Annotated in this window: 17 protein-coding genes; 9 read left to right on the top strand and 8 right to left on the bottom strand. The window is 70.8% G+C overall.

Annotated features, from left to right (window positions below; genetic code table 11):
* Positions 1–114 precede the first annotated feature (114 nt).
* Positions 115–1,911: a phosphomethylpyrimidine synthase ThiC gene (gene thiC, locus FGW31_RS17420; RefSeq protein WP_142194353.1), complete on the bottom strand. Its 1,797-nt coding sequence runs from the start codon at positions 1,909–1,911 to the stop codon at positions 115–117.
* A 254-nt stretch (positions 1,912–2,165) separates the two neighbouring features.
* Between thiC and FGW31_RS17415 the strand changes: the two genes are divergently transcribed.
* Positions 2,166–3,584 (top strand): YibE/F family protein, encoded by a 1,419-nt coding sequence (locus tag FGW31_RS17415; RefSeq protein WP_142194352.1) that lies wholly within the window; start codon positions 2,166–2,168, stop codon positions 3,582–3,584.
* A gap of 64 nt (positions 3,585–3,648) precedes the next feature.
* On the opposite strand, the gene FGW31_RS17410 is transcribed toward FGW31_RS17415, so the two are convergent.
* The 4 genes from FGW31_RS17410 to FGW31_RS17395 form a co-directional block, all read right to left on the bottom strand.
* A complete protein-coding gene (locus FGW31_RS17410) occupies positions 3,649–4,083 on the bottom strand; it encodes an SsgA family sporulation/cell division regulator (RefSeq protein WP_142194351.1) in 435 nt (144 codons plus the stop codon).
* Between the two features lie 98 nt (positions 4,084–4,181).
* Entirely contained in the window at positions 4,182–4,907 is a 726-nt protein-coding gene (locus FGW31_RS17405; protein ID WP_142194350.1) for an IclR family transcriptional regulator, read from the bottom strand.
* Between the two features lie 297 nt (positions 4,908–5,204).
* Positions 5,205–5,417 (bottom strand): DUF5326 family protein, encoded by a 213-nt coding sequence (locus tag FGW31_RS17400; RefSeq protein WP_142194349.1) that lies wholly within the window; start codon positions 5,415–5,417, stop codon positions 5,205–5,207.
* A gap of 150 nt (positions 5,418–5,567) precedes the next feature.
* On the bottom strand, positions 5,568–5,885 hold the full coding sequence (locus tag FGW31_RS17395; protein WP_142194348.1) for a cupin domain-containing protein: 318 nt from the start codon (positions 5,883–5,885) through the stop codon (positions 5,568–5,570).
* Between the two features lie 60 nt (positions 5,886–5,945).
* Between FGW31_RS17395 and FGW31_RS17390 the strand changes: the two genes are divergently transcribed.
* From FGW31_RS17390 to FGW31_RS17365, 6 genes are all read left to right on the top strand, one after another.
* Positions 5,946–6,323 (top strand): phage holin family protein, encoded by a 378-nt coding sequence (locus FGW31_RS17390; protein ID WP_142194347.1) that lies wholly within the window; start codon positions 5,946–5,948, stop codon positions 6,321–6,323.
* 5 nt (positions 6,324–6,328) lie between these two features.
* A complete protein-coding gene (locus tag FGW31_RS17385; RefSeq protein ID WP_142194346.1) occupies positions 6,329–6,820 on the top strand; it encodes a low molecular weight protein-tyrosine-phosphatase in 492 nt (163 codons plus the stop codon).
* Positions 6,817–7,986, top strand: coding sequence for a cystathionine gamma-lyase (locus tag FGW31_RS17380; RefSeq protein WP_142194345.1), 1,170 nt, complete (start codon positions 6,817–6,819; stop codon positions 7,984–7,986). The genes FGW31_RS17385 and FGW31_RS17380 overlap by 4 nt, the downstream gene beginning before the upstream one ends.
* 259 nt (positions 7,987–8,245) lie before the next feature.
* Positions 8,246–9,151, top strand: a complete 906-nt coding sequence (locus FGW31_RS17375; protein WP_142194344.1) for a LysR family transcriptional regulator — start codon at positions 8,246–8,248, stop codon at positions 9,149–9,151.
* Positions 9,152–9,237: 86 nt separating this feature from the next.
* The gene (locus FGW31_RS17370) at positions 9,238–9,720 is read left to right on the top strand and encodes an NUDIX domain-containing protein (protein ID WP_142194343.1); all 483 of its coding nucleotides are present in this window, start codon (positions 9,238–9,240) and stop codon (positions 9,718–9,720) included.
* A gap of 109 nt (positions 9,721–9,829) precedes the next feature.
* The gene (locus tag FGW31_RS17365; RefSeq protein ID WP_142194342.1) at positions 9,830–10,696 is read left to right on the top strand and encodes a GNAT family N-acetyltransferase; all 867 of its coding nucleotides are present in this window, start codon (positions 9,830–9,832) and stop codon (positions 10,694–10,696) included.
* 86 nt (positions 10,697–10,782) lie between these two features.
* Here FGW31_RS17365 and FGW31_RS17360 read toward each other — a convergent pair whose 3' ends face one another.
* Positions 10,783–11,202, bottom strand: a complete 420-nt coding sequence (locus tag FGW31_RS17360; RefSeq protein WP_142194341.1) for a GlcG/HbpS family heme-binding protein — start codon at positions 11,200–11,202, stop codon at positions 10,783–10,785.
* Between the two features lie 113 nt (positions 11,203–11,315).
* The gene (locus FGW31_RS17355; RefSeq protein WP_142194340.1) at positions 11,316–12,524 is read right to left on the bottom strand and encodes an MFS transporter; all 1,209 of its coding nucleotides are present in this window, start codon (positions 12,522–12,524) and stop codon (positions 11,316–11,318) included.
* 141 nt (positions 12,525–12,665) lie between these two features.
* On the opposite strand from FGW31_RS17355, the gene FGW31_RS17350 reads away from it, so the two are divergent.
* Both FGW31_RS17350 and FGW31_RS17345 read left to right on the top strand, forming a co-directional pair.
* Positions 12,666–13,130 (top strand): MarR family winged helix-turn-helix transcriptional regulator, encoded by a 465-nt coding sequence (locus FGW31_RS17350; protein ID WP_142194339.1) that lies wholly within the window; start codon positions 12,666–12,668, stop codon positions 13,128–13,130.
* Between the two features lie 58 nt (positions 13,131–13,188).
* Complete coding sequence (locus tag FGW31_RS17345) at positions 13,189–13,641, top strand: GNAT family N-acetyltransferase (RefSeq protein ID WP_142194338.1); 453 nt, start codon at positions 13,189–13,191, stop codon at positions 13,639–13,641.
* 62 nt (positions 13,642–13,703) lie between these two features.
* Here the strand turns inward: FGW31_RS17345 and FGW31_RS17340 are convergent, their stop codons facing one another.
* Entirely contained in the window at positions 13,704–15,089 is a 1,386-nt protein-coding gene (locus FGW31_RS17340; protein WP_142194337.1) for a serine hydrolase domain-containing protein, read from the bottom strand.
* Positions 15,090–15,196: the final 107 nt, after the last annotated feature.

Here is a 15,196-nt window from a genome sequence, read left to right as displayed (position 1 = left end):
TCCCGGACGGACTCCTCACCATCCCGGACGGACTCCTCACCGGACAGCCAGCCGAAGCCCGGACCGGGGCGCACCGATCGCTCACCGGTCCGGCCTCCAGCCGTCCCTCGCCCGTCAGTCCGCGATCGGCAGATACACGCGGTTGCCCGCCGCCGCGAACTCCTTCGACTTCTGCGCCATGCCCTCCTCGATCTCCGCCCGACTGCCGCCGTGCTCCCGGCGGATGTCCTGCGAGATCTTCATCGAGCAGAACTTCGGGCCGCACATCGAGCAGAAGTGGGCCGTCTTGGCGGGTTCCGCCGGCAGGGTCTCGTCGTGGAACTCCCGTGCCGTGTCCGGGTCGAGGGCCAGGTTGAACTGGTCCTCCCACCGGAACTCGAAGCGGGCGTCGGACAGCGCGTCGTCCCACTCCTGCGCACCGGGATGGCCCTTGGCCAGGTCGGCGGCATGGGCGGCGATCTTGTAGGTGATGACACCGGTCCTGACGTCGTCGCGGTTGGGCAGGCCCAGGTGCTCCTTGGGCGTCACGTAACACAGCATCGCCGTGCCCCACCAGGCGATCATTGCGGCACCGATGCCGGAGGTGATGTGGTCGTACGCGGGCGCGACGTCCGTCGTCAGCGGGCCGAGCGTATAGAACGGGGCTTCATCGCAGATCTCCTGCTGAAGGTCGATGTTCTCCTTGATCTTGTGCATCGGGACATGTCCCGGGCCCTCGATCATGGTCTGAACGTTGAAACGCTTCGCGATCCGGTTGAGTTCCCCGAGCGTGCGCAGCTCCGCGAACTGCGCCTCGTCGTTGGCGTCCGCGATGGAGCCCGGCCGCAGGCCGTCGCCGAGCGAGTAGGTGACGTCGTACGCGGCGAGGATCTCGCAGAGCTCCTCGAAGTTCTCGTACAGGAACGACTCCTTGTGGTGCGCCAGGCACCAGGCGGCCATGATCGAGCCGCCGCGGGAGACGATGCCGGTCTTGCGGTTGGCGGTGAGCGGTACGTACGCCAGGCGCACGCCGGCGTGGACCGTCATGTAGTCCACGCCCTGCTCGGCCTGTTCGATGACCGTGTCCTTGTAGATCTCCCAGGTCAGCGCCTCGGCCCGGCCGTCGACCTTCTCCAGGGCCTGGTAGAGCGGCACGGTGCCGATGGGCACGGGGGAGTTGCGCAGGACCCACTCGCGGGTGGTGTGGATGTTGCGGCCGGTGGAGAGGTCCATGACCGTGTCGGCGCCCCAGCGGGTCGCCCAGGTCATCTTCTCCACCTCCTCCTCGATGGAGGACGTGACCGCCGAGTTGCCGATGTTGGCGTTGACCTTCACCAGGAACCGCTTGCCGATGATCATGGGCTCGATCTCCGGGTGGTTGACGTTGGCGGGCAGCACCGCCCGCCCGGCCGCGATCTCCTCGCGGACCACCTCAGGAGAAACGTTCTCCCGGATCGCCACGAACTCCATCTCGGGCGTGATCTCGCCCCGGCGCGCGTACGCGAGCTGCGTGACCGCCTGGCCGGAGCGGCCTCGGCGCGGCAGTCGCGGCCGGCCGGGGAAGACCGCGTCCAGGTTGCGCAGACCGCCGCGCGGAGAGGTGTGCTTGATGCCGTCGTCCTCGGGGCGGACGGGACGGCCCGCGTACTCCTCCGTGTCGCCGCGGGAGATGATCCAGTTGTCCCGCAGCGGGGCCAGCCCCCGGCGGACGTCGGTGTCGACGAGTGGATCGGTGTACGGGCCGGATGTGTCGTACAGCGTGACCGACTGCCCGTTGGTGAGGTGCACCTGACGGACCGGCACCCGCAGGTCGGGGCGCGTGCCCTCGACGTACGCCTTGTGCCAGCCGACGGACTTCCCGGCCTCCTGGTTCGCCGACGTCTCCGTCGGGTTCTGCGTGGAGGCAGGCGTGCGTGCGTCCTTGTTGGTCATGAGACCTACTCCCTACGCCGGCATTACCCGGTAACAGGTTCGGCGGTCGACGCAGCGGTTTCCGTCTGCCGACGTTCCGTGTGAAACATCACTCGTCATCGGTGATGTTTCATGTGAAACATCGCTGGGACGGAGGTCAGCGCCCTCTCAGCCCGGTGCTCCGAGCTCCCGCGTGTACAAAAGGTGCCTCCACGCTAGCGTCATTTCTGGCGCGGTGAACAGAGGGCCCCCCTTGTTCTTGCGATGATCGGTCGGTGACCTCGAATCAGCCGCCTCCGTTTCCCCCGTCCGAACCGCCGCACGGACCCGGCGGCGGACACGGCCACGGAAACGGTCACCTTCACGGGCACTCCCACGGTCACGGCCACGGCCCGGCGGCGCCGGTGTCCCGGCATCTGCGCAGGGTCATCGCGGCGGTCCTGATCCCGTTCGCCGCGGCGGTGCTGATCGGCCTCGCGGTGCTGTGGCCGGGCGGCGCCCCGGGGCACGAGCGCACCGGCGTCGGCTTCGACCGTGAGACGCAGCGCGCCACGGTCACCGAGGTGGCTCAGGTGAGCTGCCAGTCCGTGAACGCCTCCGGCGGTGTCCCGACCGGTGACACCTCCACCGCCGAGGGCTCCTCCGCCCAGCAGCAGGCGAACGGCACCTGCAAGAAGGCGACGATCCGCGTCGACACCGGCGACGACAAGGGCCGCACGTTCAACGAGATCGTGCAGCCGGACCAGTCCCGGCAGCTGAGCGAGGGCCAGGAGGTCATCGTCGCCTACGAGCCCTCGGCGCCCGAGGACCTGCAGTACTCGGTCACCGACGTGAACCGGCGCCTGCCCCTGGCTCTGCTGGCCGGCATCTTCGCGCTCGCCGTCGTGGCCGTGGGACGACTGCGGGGCGTGATGGCACTGGTCGCGCTCTCGATCAGCTTCCTGGTGCTCAACTTCTTCATCCTGCCCGCCATCCTGCAGGGCTCGAACCCACTGGTCGTGGCGGTGGTGGGAGCGAGCGCGATCATGCTGATCGCGCTGTACCTCTGTCACGGGCTGTCGGCACGCACCTCGGTCGCCGTCCTCGGCACCCTGATCTCGCTGCTGCTGATCGGCGTCCTGGGCTCACTGTTCATCGGCTGGGCCGCGCTGACCGGCGACACCGACGACAACACCGGCCTGATCCACGGCCTGTATCCCGAGATCGACATGAGCGGTCTGCTGCTGGCCGGCGTCATCATCGGTTCGCTCGGTGTCCTCGACGACGTGACGGTCACCCAGACGTCCGCGGTCTGGGAGCTGCACGAGGCCAATCCGTCGACCGGCTGGCGCGGGCTGTACCGCGCGGGCATCCGCATCGGCCGCGACCACATCGCCTCCGTGGTCAACACGCTGGTCCTGGCCTACGCGGGTGCCGCGCTGCCACTGCTGTTGCTGTTCTCCATCGCGCAGAGCGGCGTGGGAACGGTCGCCAACAGCGAGGTCGTCGCGGAGGAGATCGTGCGCACCCTGATCGGCTCGATCGGCCTGGTGGCCTCGGTGCCGGTCACCACGGCCCTGGCCGCGCTGGTGGTCTCGGCCGACCGGCCGGCGTCGCGGGCACCGTCCGGGTCCCGGACGGAGGGGCACGAGCAGGCGCCCGAGGTGCGGCCGGCCGCGGGGCGCGGCGGGCGCGGCAGGCGCCGCAAGCACTGACGCCGCGGCTCGTTGGCGGAGCGCTGAAGCGTTCCGCCAACGACCACCCGACTGGCGTAACGCTTCAGCCGGCGCTCTGCTCCGCCAGGATCCGGTCCAGGGCGTCGTCGAGGTGGGCGTCGAAGTCGGCGAGCGCCCCCTCCTGGCCGAGCGGCACCAGCTTGTCCGTGCGGTCGAGGAAGGCCACCAGAGGCGCGGTCGACGAGCGGAACAGCGCCTGGTCACTGCCGACCTGAAGCCGGATCAGCACCTCGCCGAGGGAGTCCGGGTCGACCGGCGCGACACGGACGTCGCCCTCGCCGCAGGGCCGGCCGACGCCGTCGATCAGCAGCTCACGGCCGAACGCCCAGGTCACGGGGGCGTCCCCGGGCAAGTGGAAGGTCAGCCGCACGGCGTAGGGATCACAGGTGTCGTAGCGCAGCTCCACCGGGATGCGGAAGGACAGCTCCTCCGACACGAGAAAGCTCATCATGACCTCTGCCTGTACGGATTCGCGCATCGCCTACCCCGTCATTCGCCGCGGACTGGCCGGGCATGGACCCTGACATTAGATGGAATCTTGCTGAACGTACACAGCAGATCACAAGGAGTGAGTTTTCAGATACTGATAGACAGCGTGAGCGACCCCACCAGGCGGCTCATCTCCGCCTGCAGCCGCCGTGCCGCCGGGAGGAGCCGGTCGGCCTGATGTGCGGGCAGCGAGACGGCCACCGTGGCGGCCGTGGTGCCGATGGTGACCGGGATCGCCGCGCACACCGCGCCCAGGACGTACTCCTGACGTTCGATCACCGGCTCCATGCGCCGCAGCCGTTCCAGTCGCCGCAGCAGGCTGTGCTCGTCGCGCACGGTGTACGGCGTGACCGGCCGCACGGGATAGCGGTGGAGGTGGTCCCGGCGGGCGTCCTCATCGAGCTGGGAGAGCAGGCACTGCCCGATGGCGTGGGCGTGGCCGGTCTCCCGGAAGTCGGCCCACTCGGCGACCGCGGGGTGGCCGGGGGTGTCGGCGACGCAGACGAGCTCGATCTCGCCGTCGCGGTACACCGCGTAGTACACGGGGCCGCCGATCGCGTCCCGCCAGCGGGCGAGGGTGTCGGCCACCGTGATGCGACGTTTCTGCTGGGCTCCGCTGCTGCTCAGCCGCTCCGCCGCCTCCCCCAGGAAGAACAGCCCCTTGTCCCGCCGCAGATAGCCCTCGTGCACCAGGGTGCCCAGCAGGTGGTACGTGGTGGGCAGCGCCAGCCCGGTCTCGCGGGCCAGCTGCTTGGCGGGGGCCCCGGCTCCGTGCCCGGCGACCGTCTCCAGCAGGCGCACGGCGCGCTGCACGGAGCTGATGAGGGTCCCGGAGGGGGCGGGTTCGGGGGGCGCCGGCGAGTGGGGCTGTTCAGGGACCGCGGTCAGAGGTGCGGAGGCGGTGCCAGTCGTGGCCAAGGGTCACTCCCGTAGCGCGAGGGGGCAGCCCGTGCGGAGCACGGGTGGGGGTCGCCGCTCGCGGGGACCGTCCCCGCGTCGAGTTCCGGACTCTAACGGGCTGTCACCGCACGCAGACGGCCCGCGGGAGAAACTTCCCCCGCCCGAGGGAACCGGTGATTCCTGTTACCGCCCCACCGGTCCCCGTCGGCCTCACCAGTCGCTGCGCGAGGAGGAGCTGGAGGTGAACTTCCGTACGACGTAGATCAGTCCGCCGACCAGCGCCACGAAGAGCAGCACCTTGAAGAGCACTCCGATCACGAAGCCGACCACGTTCGCTATCAGCCCGCCGAACACGACGAGGGCGATGACCGGCACCGCGATCCACTTCACCCACCACGGCAGTCCCGCGAAGATCTCTCGCATCGCCCTCGTCCCTACCTCTCCGCCCGCCGGGTGCCGGGTCGTGTCGATGATGTCCCGCACTCGATGCTAGGGCGGCAGACGGCCCCGTGGAGGCCCGCGATCCCCCGTCCTCCCCTGATCCGGACCCTGAGGGAACCCCGAGGCCTCGGCTCAGCTCTCGGGGGGAGAGAACACCACCAGAACCCGCAGGTCCTCGCTGATGTGGTGGAACTTGTGCGCCACGCCGGCCGGTACGTACACGACGCTGCCGCGCGCCACCTGGGTCGTCTCCATGCCCACGGTGATCGCCGCGCGGCCGCTGACGACGAAGTACACCTCGTCCTGGTGGTGTGGCTGCTGCGGGTCCTGCTCCCCCGCGTTCAGGGCATAGAGGCCGACCGACATGTTCCGCTCGCGCAGGAACTGGAGGTACGCCCCGTCGTTGGCGGCGCGTTCCGCCTCCAGTTCGTCCAGCCGGAATGCCTTCATCGTCTTGTCCCGCCCCTGCCTCACTGCTCAAGCCCGATCGTGTCTGCCACGATCAGACACATGATGAATTTCCTAGTCAAGACGATCGCCAACGCCGGCGCCCTCGCCGTCGCCGTGTGGCTGCTCGACAAGATCACCCTGACCGGTGACGGCACGGGCAAGAAGGTCGGCACCCTGCTCCTCGTCGCGCTGCTCTTCGGCCTGGTGAACTTCGTGGTGAAGCCGGTCGTGAAGCTGCTCAGCCTGCCCCTGCTCGTCCTCACGCTCGGCCTGTTCACCCTGGTCGTGAACGCGCTGATGCTGCTGCTCACCTCCTGGCTCGCCGACCGGCTCGACCTCAGCTTCCACGTGGAGGGCTTCTGGACGGCCGTACTCGGCGGCCTGATCATCTCCGTCGTCTCGTGGGCGCTCAACGTCGTCCTGCCCGACAAGGACTGAGCGCGATGACCTACCGCGTCTGCTTCGTCTGCACCGGCAACATCTGCCGCTCACCGATGGCCGAGATCGTCTTCCGCGCGCGGGTGGCGGAGGCCGGACTCGCCGGCCTGGTCGAGGTGGACAGCGCCGGCACGGGCGGCTGGCACGAGGGCGAGGGCGCCGACCCGCGCACGGAGACCGTGCTGCGGGAGAACGGCTACGAGGCGGGACACACGGCCCGGCAGTTCGACCCGTCCTGGTTCGCCCGCCTCGATCTCGTCGTCGCGCTCGACTCCGGCCACCTCAGGGCACTGCGCCGCATGGCCCCGACGGAGCAGGACGCGGACAAGGTGCGGCTGCTGCGGTCGTACGACCCCGCCGCCGGCGACGACCTCGACGTGCCGGACCCGTACTACGGGGGCGCCGACGGCTTCGACGAGTGCCTTGAGATGGTGGAGGCGGCGAGCACCGGGCTGCTCGCCGCGGTACGCGAGCAGGTGGAAGGACAGGCGGCATGAACGAATCGACGACGGACACGGGCCACGGGCCGGCGCTCCCCGACGGGGCCGGTGACGGCACCCGCGCGGTGCGGGCCGGGCTGCCCGAACCGGTCAAGCACGAGCCGACCCTGCCCGGCCCGGTGTTCGCGGCGCACTTCCATCTGCCGGGCGACCCCACCGGCCCGTACACCTACGGGCGGGACGAGAACCCGACCTGGACGCTGCTGGAGCGGGCCGTCGGCGAGCTGGAGGCGCCCGGGCAGGACGGCGTCGAGACCCTGGTGTTCGCCTCGGGCATGGCCGCGATCTCCTCGGTGCTCTTCTCCCAGCTGCGCGCCGGGGACGCGGTCGTCCTGCCGGACGACGGCTACCAGGCACTGCCCCTGGTCCGCGCCCAGCTGGAGACGTACGGCATCGAGGTGCGCACCGCGCCGACGGGCGGCGACGCCCAGCTCGAGGTGCTCGACGGCGCGAAGCTGCTGTGGATCGAGACGCCTTCGAACCCGGGGCTCGACGTGTGCGACGTGCGGCGGCTCGCCGAGGCGGCACACGCGCGCGGCGCCCTGGTCGCCGTCGACAACACCCTCGCGACACCGCTCGGCCAGCGCCCGCTGGAGCTCGGCGCCGACTTCGCGGTGGCCAGCGGCACCAAGCAGCTCACCGGACACGGCGACGTGCTCCTGGGCTACGTCGTCGGCCGCGACGCCGAGGCCATGGCCGCCGTCCGCCGCTGGCGCAAGATCGTCGGCGCCATCCCCGGGCCCATGGAGGCCTGGCTGGCCCACCGCTCCATCGCCACGCTCCAGCTGCGGGTCGACCGGCAGAACGCCACCGCGCTGACGCTGGCCCGGGCCCTGCGGGAACGGTCCGAGGTGACGGGGCTGCGCTATCCGGGGCTGTCCGACGACCCTTCGCACACGATCGCCTCGCAGCAGATGCGGGGCTTCGGGTGCGTGGTGTCGTTCACGCTGCCCTCGCGGGAACGCGCGGACCGGTTCCTCGGCGCGCTGCGGCTGGTGGACGACGCGACGAGCTTCGGTGGCGTGCGGTCCACGGCGGAGCGGCGCGGCCGCTGGGGTGGTGACGCGGTGCCGGAGGGCTTCATCCGGTTCTCCGTGGGCGCCGAGGACCCCGAGGACCTGGTGGCGGACGTGCTGCGCGCCCTGGACGAGTCGGCCGTCTGACCGGCGGCCCGGTCGGGCGGCCGAAGGCGGGCCGGTCGGGCGGCCGAAGGCGGGCCGGTCGGGCGGCGCACCCTTGCGGACGGTCCGAGCCTCCCCCCTCGTGGCTCGGACCGTCCTCGGTTCCGCGCGAAGAACCGCTTCAAGAAGGCTAGTTGACTCAGTGTCAGTGTCCAATCACAGGAGCGACAGCGACCTATCGACTTATTTATAGTTGGGCACGTCCGGGCCGGCAGCGGGGGCTGACTGGGGAGGGTGTGCCGTGGATCTGGCCTTGCTGCGGACTTTCGTGACCGTGCACCGGGCCGGCTCCTTCACCCGCGCCGCCGCCCTGCTCGGCCTCTCCCAGCCGGCCGTCACCTCGCAGATACGGACGCTGGAACGGCAGCTGGGGCGGCCCCTGTTCCTGCGCCAGGCGCGCGGGGTGACACCCACGACCATTGGCGACGAGCTCGCCCACAAGGCGGCGCCGCATCTCGACGCGCTGGTGGAGATCGCCGAGTCCGGTCTGGAGGAGGACTCCGCGTTACGGACCCTGCACCTGGCCGGGCCTCCCGAGTTCACGGCCGAGCGGGCGTTGCCCGCGCTCACGGAGCTGACCGGTGAGGACGGCCAGCCCTTCGCGCTGCGCGCCTCCTTCGGCACCGCCGAGGAGACCCTGGAAGGACTGGCCGCCGGGCATCACGATCTGGCCATCAGCACGGTCCGGCCGCGCGGCGCCCTGCTCTCGGCGACTGCGCTCTGCGACGAGGAACACGTGCTGGTCGCCGCCCCGCACTGGGCCGAGCGGATCGGCCCCGGCGCACTGCGCCGCTCCGGCCCGTCCGTCCTGGAAGACGTACCGGTGATCGAGGTGCACGAGTCGCTGCCGCTCGTCGCCCGCTACTGGGCCTCCGTCTTCGACTCCCGCCCGGTCGCCCCGGGTACCGTCGTCGTTCCCGATCTGCGTGCGGTGCTGGCCTGCGCGACCGCGGGTGCCGGGCTGGCCGTTCTGCCCCGCTATCTGTGCACGGGCGCCCTGGCGCGGGGTGACGTGGTCGCCCTGCACGAACCGCCGGTGCCCCCGTTGCGCACGTACTTCCTGGTGGTGCGCACCGGCACGCTGGCGATGCCGCACATCGCACGGGCCCATGAGTGGCTGGAGCGGGCGGCCGCCGACTGGAGCTGAGGCGCAGCCGTGTGCGCTCCCGCCGGAAGGCCAGGGTTCGGGCCGCGCGATGTTTCACGTGGAACCAAGCGGGCCACATTCCCCCCATGACCGTCCGACCCGTGGTCAAGCGCACCGCCCGAGCCGTTCTGCTGGACGGTGAGAACCTGATCCTGATCAAGCGCACCAAGCCCGGTGTGGATCCGTACTGGGTCACTCCCGGCGGCGGGGTCGAGCCCAAGGACCCGACCGTCGTCGACGCCCTGCACCGCGAGGTGTACGAGGAGCTCGGCGCCAAGATCACCGATGTGGTGCCCTGTTTCGTCGACACCGTGGAGCACATCGGTGACGACGGTGGCGCCACCGGTGTGAAGGTTCAGCACTTCTTCGTCTGCCGCCTGGAATCCATGGACCCGTCGCTGCGGCACGGCCCGGAGATCGACGAACCCGTCGGCGAGTACGAGATCGTCCGCGTACCGTTCACCCGCGTCGGGATCGCCTCCGTCCACCTGGTGCCGCTGTCGCTGCGGCACTACCTGGACGGCAACATCGAGGGCGTACGCGCCATGCACGCGCCCGACCTGGGCTGACTTCCGACCGGGCGCGGATTCCGCTGCCGCCTGCGGCATGGCCAAAAGGTCGCACGAGTCTTCCGAAACGGGTGGACGCCGAAGCCTCCCGTCGGACAGCCTGACCTGCGTGCCGACTCCTTCCCTTGCCGCTCTGCCCATCCGCCGTCTGACGCTCCGCGATCTCACCGCCTGCGCCGACTTGTCCGAGGACCGGGGGTGGCCACGGGAGGAACACAAGTGGAGCCTCCTCCTCGCGGCCGGGAAGGGCTACGGCATCGACGACCCCGACGGCGGTCTGGTGGCCGCCTGCGTCGTCACCGAGTACGGGCTGCACGAGCGGCCGGCGTTGGCGGCCGTCGGCATGGTCCTGGTCGCCGAACGGCATGCGCGCCGGGGCGTGGGGCGCCGCCTGATGCGTCACATCGTCTCGGCCGCGGGCACCACGCCCCTGACCCTGCACGCGACCTCCTACGGCCGGCCGCTCTACGAGGAGCTGGGGTTCAAGGTCACCGGCCGGGCCGAGATGCTGCGCGGTCACTTCGTGCCCACGGGCGCCCCGGAGCGGGTCGCCACCCGTGCCGCGACCGCCGAGGACCTCCCGACCCTCCTCCGGCTCGACGAGGAGGTGTTCGGGGCCGACCGCACGCACATGATCACCCGGCTGCCCGCCTTCGCCGACCGGTTGCGCGTCGCCGAGGAGGGCGGGCGGCTCATCGGCTACGCGGCCGCCTGGCCCAATATGGACACCCATGTCGTGGGCCCGCTGATCGCGCGGGACACCGACACGGCGAAGGCGCTCGTCGCCTCCCTCGCCGTCGGCACCGACCGGCCGCTGCGCACCGACATCGACGTGCGGCACGAGGAGCTGCTGGGCTGGGCCAAGGAGCACGGTCTGGCGTCCGTCGCGTTCAACTCCGTCATGACCTACGGCATCACGGAGCTGCCCGGGGACTGGACCCGGCGGTTCGCGCCGCTGACGGTCGCGGCCGGCTGACCCGCGCGGACACGACGACGCCGGTCCCGAGGGCTCGGGACCGGCGTCGCGGTGTGTCCGGCCGCTTCCGGTGGGTTCCGGCGTCGTCAGACGAGGGACTCCACGGCAGTCGTGGCGAAGGCGTGGTCCTGCTCCGGTGCGCCGCCGCCGACACCGATCGCACCGATCAGCCGGCCGTCCCGGCGGACCGGCACGCCTCCCGCGATGAACAGCAGGGGCCGGTCCAGTGCGGTCGGCAGGGTGTGGAAGGGGCCGCCGGGCTGCACGGCCTCCACGAGGTCGGCGGTGGGCGCGTCGAGCTGGAGAGCGGTGTACGCCTTGCGGGTGCTGGTCTCCCCGGAGATCAGCACGGCGCGGTCGTCCCGGCGGAAGGCGAGCAGATGCCCTCCGGCGTCGAGGACGGTGATGCTCACCGTGACACCGGCCGCTTCGGCGGCCCGGCGTGCGGCGGTGACGAGCGCCTCTGCGTCCGCGGTGGTCAGCGGGGCGACGGCGGTGGTGCTCATGAGGTGGTTCTCCTTGGGTGATGAGAGATGCCTGTTACCGGCGATGTCGAAGGTGCTGTGAGGATCGGCCGAAGCGGGGACGGCCCTGGCCCCGCCGCGGCCGGTGCCCCGGGTCAGTGGGTGACGGCGGTGCGCGGTTCGGCGGGCACCGAGCCGGCGGCCACGGTGGCGGGCGTGTCGGAGCGGCGCTCGAGAGCGGCCGAGACGAAGGCCAGCAGCAGGGCGGCCGCGGCGAGGACGGCACCGACCCAGTTCGGGGCGGTGTAGCCGAAGCCGGCCGCGATCACGAGGCCGCCGAGCCAGGCGGACAGCGCGTTGCCGAGGTTGAAGGCGCCGATGTTGAGCGCCGAGGCCAGGGTGGGGGCGCCGTGCGCCTGGTCGAGGACGCGCTTCTGCAACGGCGGCACCGTGGCGAAGCCCAGCGCCCCGATGAGGGCGATGGTCACGGCGGCGGCGATCTTGTCGTGGGCGGTCAGGGTGAAGAGGGCGAGGACGACAGCGAGGGCGCCCAGTGACACGTAGAGCATGGGCATCAGGGCGCGGTCCGCATAGCGGCCGCCGACGATGTTGCCGCCGACCATGCCGAGACCGAAGAGCACCAGCAGCCAGGTGACGGAACCGTCGGCGAACCCGGCGACATGCGTCATCATCGGCGCGATGTAGGTGATGGCGGCGAAGACACCGCCGAAGCCCAGCACGGTCATCGCCATGGCGAGCAGCACCTGGACGTTCTTGAGCGCGGCCAGTTCGTGGCGCAGGCGTACGCCTTCGGGCTTGGGCATGTCGGGGACGAGCCTGGCGATGCCGGCCAGGCCGACGACGCCCAGGGCGGCCACGATGCCGAAGGTGACGCGCCAGCCGACGGACTGGCCGACGAGCGTGCCCAGCGGAACGCCGACGACGTTGGCGACGGTCAGACCGGTGAACATCGAGGCGATGGCCCCGGCCCGCTTGTCCGGAGCGACCAGGTCGGCCGCGACCACGGAGCCGATGCCGAAGAAGGCGCCGTGGGCCAGGGAGGCGACCACGCGGCCGGTCAGCATGACGCCGAAGGACGGGGCCAGCGCCGAGAGCAGGTTGCCGGCGATGAACAGTCCCATCAGCAGCATCAGCATCCGCTTGCGGGAGATCCTGGTGCCGAGCACGGTCATCAGCGGGGCGCCGAACATGACGCCCAGTGCGTAGCCGGTCACCAGGTAGCCGGCCGTGGGGATGGAGACGCCGAAGTCGCCCGCGACCTCGGGCAGCAAGCCCATGATCACGAACTCTGTGGTTCCGATCCCGAAGGCCCCGATCGCGAGGGCCAGAAGCGCGAGAGGCATGGGGGAGAGACCTTCCCAGACGATTGCAGGAGCGCTTTGCGAGTCATCACAATAATTGCAGACGCGGGATACTTGCAAGCGCCGTCTATTGCGCTCTTGGTCTACCCTGGTGTCAGCAGCTCCTGGACGGAGGAAACGCCCATGACCGCCACGGACCCCGCGCTCACCGCCCTCGCTCAGGGCTGGTGCGCACTCTCCCTGCTGCACGGGAGGATCGAGGCCCATATCGAGCGCGCCCTTCAGGCCCGGCACGACCTGAGCGTGCGGGAGTACTACCTGCTCGACGTACTAAGCCGACAGCACGACGGCGACGGGGGACATCTGCAGATGAAGCAGGTCGCCGATGCCGTCGTGCTGAGTCAGAGCGCCACCACCCGTCTGGTCACCCGGCTCGAGGACCGCGGCCTGCTGGAGCGCTACCTCTGCCCCACCGACCGGCGCGGCATCTACACCAACGTCACCGAGGACGGCCTCGAACTCCTGGAACAGGCGCGGCCGACGAACGACACCGCCCTGCGCGAAGCCCTCGACGAGGCGGCGAAGAACCCGGAGCTTGCCCCGCTCGTCCGGGCCGTGGAGACGCTGAATGCGCCCGTGTCCGCGTAGCGCGTGGTCACGCCGTCAAGGGTCGCGGGGGTCGCTCGCTCCTGCGTAGGGTGCGGGCATGGGAGATCTTGAAGTACGCGGCGCCCGCGCCGAGGACATCCCCGCGATCGTCGCCATGCTCGCGGACGACCCGCTGGGTGCGCAGCGCGAGTCGCCGGACGACCTCAGTCCCTATCTGACCGCGCTGGAGCGGCTCAGCGCCGACCCCAACCAGCACCTCGTCGTCGCCGTCCGCGAAGGCCGCGTGGTCGGCACCCTGCAGCTCACGATCATTCCCGGGCTGTCCCGCCGCGGCTCCACGAGGTCGATCATCGAAGGGGTCCGCATCCACGCGGACGAGCGCGGCAGCGGCCTGGGAAGCCGGCTCATCCAGTGGGCGATCGACACCTCCCGCCACGAGGGCTGCCAACTGGTTCAGCTGACCTCCGACAACTCCCGCACCGACGCCCACCGTTTCTACGAGCGGCTCGGCTTCACCGCCTCCCACGTCGGCTTCAAGCTGGCGCTGTGACAACGGGAGTGGGGCGGTGTTTCACGTGAAACACCGCCCCACTCAGCTCCGGCTCCCCCAGGTCAGCCGATCCCCCGCCACCCCTCGGGATCCACTCCGCCCGGCACCGGCGCCTCCTGGTCGTACGGCTGGCGCGTGAACACGAACGAGCCCAGGTCGAGGTGGCTCACCGTCCCGTCCGGCCGCCGTACGGGCTTCAGGAACTCCCCGGCGTAATAACCCTCCAGCCCCACCCAGACGCCCTCTCCTGCCGCACGGAACCGCGAGCGGCGGCCGTTGCCGGACAGTGGCTCCAGCGAGAGGAGCCCGTCGGCGGAGAACCGCAGAGCGAAGGCGTACGTTCCCCAGTACCACTGCCCCACCAGCTCCAGCACCGCGGGATCGGCCTCCCGCAGCGGCCGCCAGGGCGCCGGTACACGCGGTTCCGCCTCGGCGACGATACGGACGAGGTCGGCGGCGACCGTGAACGGAGCGGGACCGGAGGTGCAGTTGGCCAGCACCACGGCACTCACGTCGTCGCTCAGCCCGATCGTGAGGCAGGCGAGGAACCCCGGCAGGGACCCGGTGTGCCCGACCAGAGCACGGCCGTCCTGATGACGCAGCTCCATACCCAGGCCGTACGCATAGCCACTCGCCACGTCCGCCGCCTCCACCGGCGCCGCGGGCGTCCGCATCTCCCGCAACGACTCCGCACTCAGCACCCGCTCGTCCCCCTGCACCAGGAAGGCGGCGAAGCGCGCCAAATCACCTGCCGTGGACCAGAGCTGTCCGGCCGGCGCCATCCGCCCGAGGTCCTCCAGGGGCTCGGGCATCATCACATCGGCCCAGGGATGCACCGCCCAGCCACCCGCATGCGGCGCCTGAGGACGCACGCTCGTGCGGCGCAGATACAGAGGTTCGAGCACGTCCCGCCGAAGGACGTCCTCCCACGGAGCGCTCCGGAGCTTCTCGACCAGGGCGCCGAGCAACGCGTATCCGGGGTTCGAGTAGTGGAACCGCCGGCCCGCGGGATGCACCAGGGGCCGCTCGCCCAGCACGTCGGACAACTCGGGCCGCAGTGATCCCGGGGTCCGTTCCCACCAGGGGCCGGGCGTTTCGGCGGCCAGCCCGCCGCTGTGCGCGAGCAGTTCGGCGACGGTCGCCTCGCCGACCCCGGTGCCCGGCAGGTGCTTCTCCAACGGGTCGGAGAGCGCGAGGACCCCCTCGTCGCGCAGCCGAAGCACCAGCACGGCGGTGAACGTCTTCGTGATCGACCCGATCCGGTACTGCACGTCCTCGTCCGGGGCATGCCCCTCCACGCAGGTCCGCGCGCCCGTCCACACGGTCCGCCCGTCCCGCACCACGGCCGCGACGAGCGACGGCGCCCGTCCTTCGGCCTGGGCGACGGCGATCCGGTGCAGCAACGCACGCCGCGTCGCCGGCAGCAGTTTTTCCTGAGGTGTCGTCATGCCCTCAGTCCAGCACGTCCCGTGCCGGCGCACTCGATTCCGCGGCCACCGCCGATCCCGGCAACCGCCTGGAGGCTCTCCATCTGATTCAGCGTCAGCTTTGTGAC

The organism is Streptomyces calvus, assembly GCF_006782915.1.
Lineage (GTDB): Bacteria > Actinomycetota > Actinomycetes > Streptomycetales > Streptomycetaceae > Streptomyces > Streptomyces calvus.
This window is presented reverse-complemented; position numbering and strand designations above follow the sequence as displayed.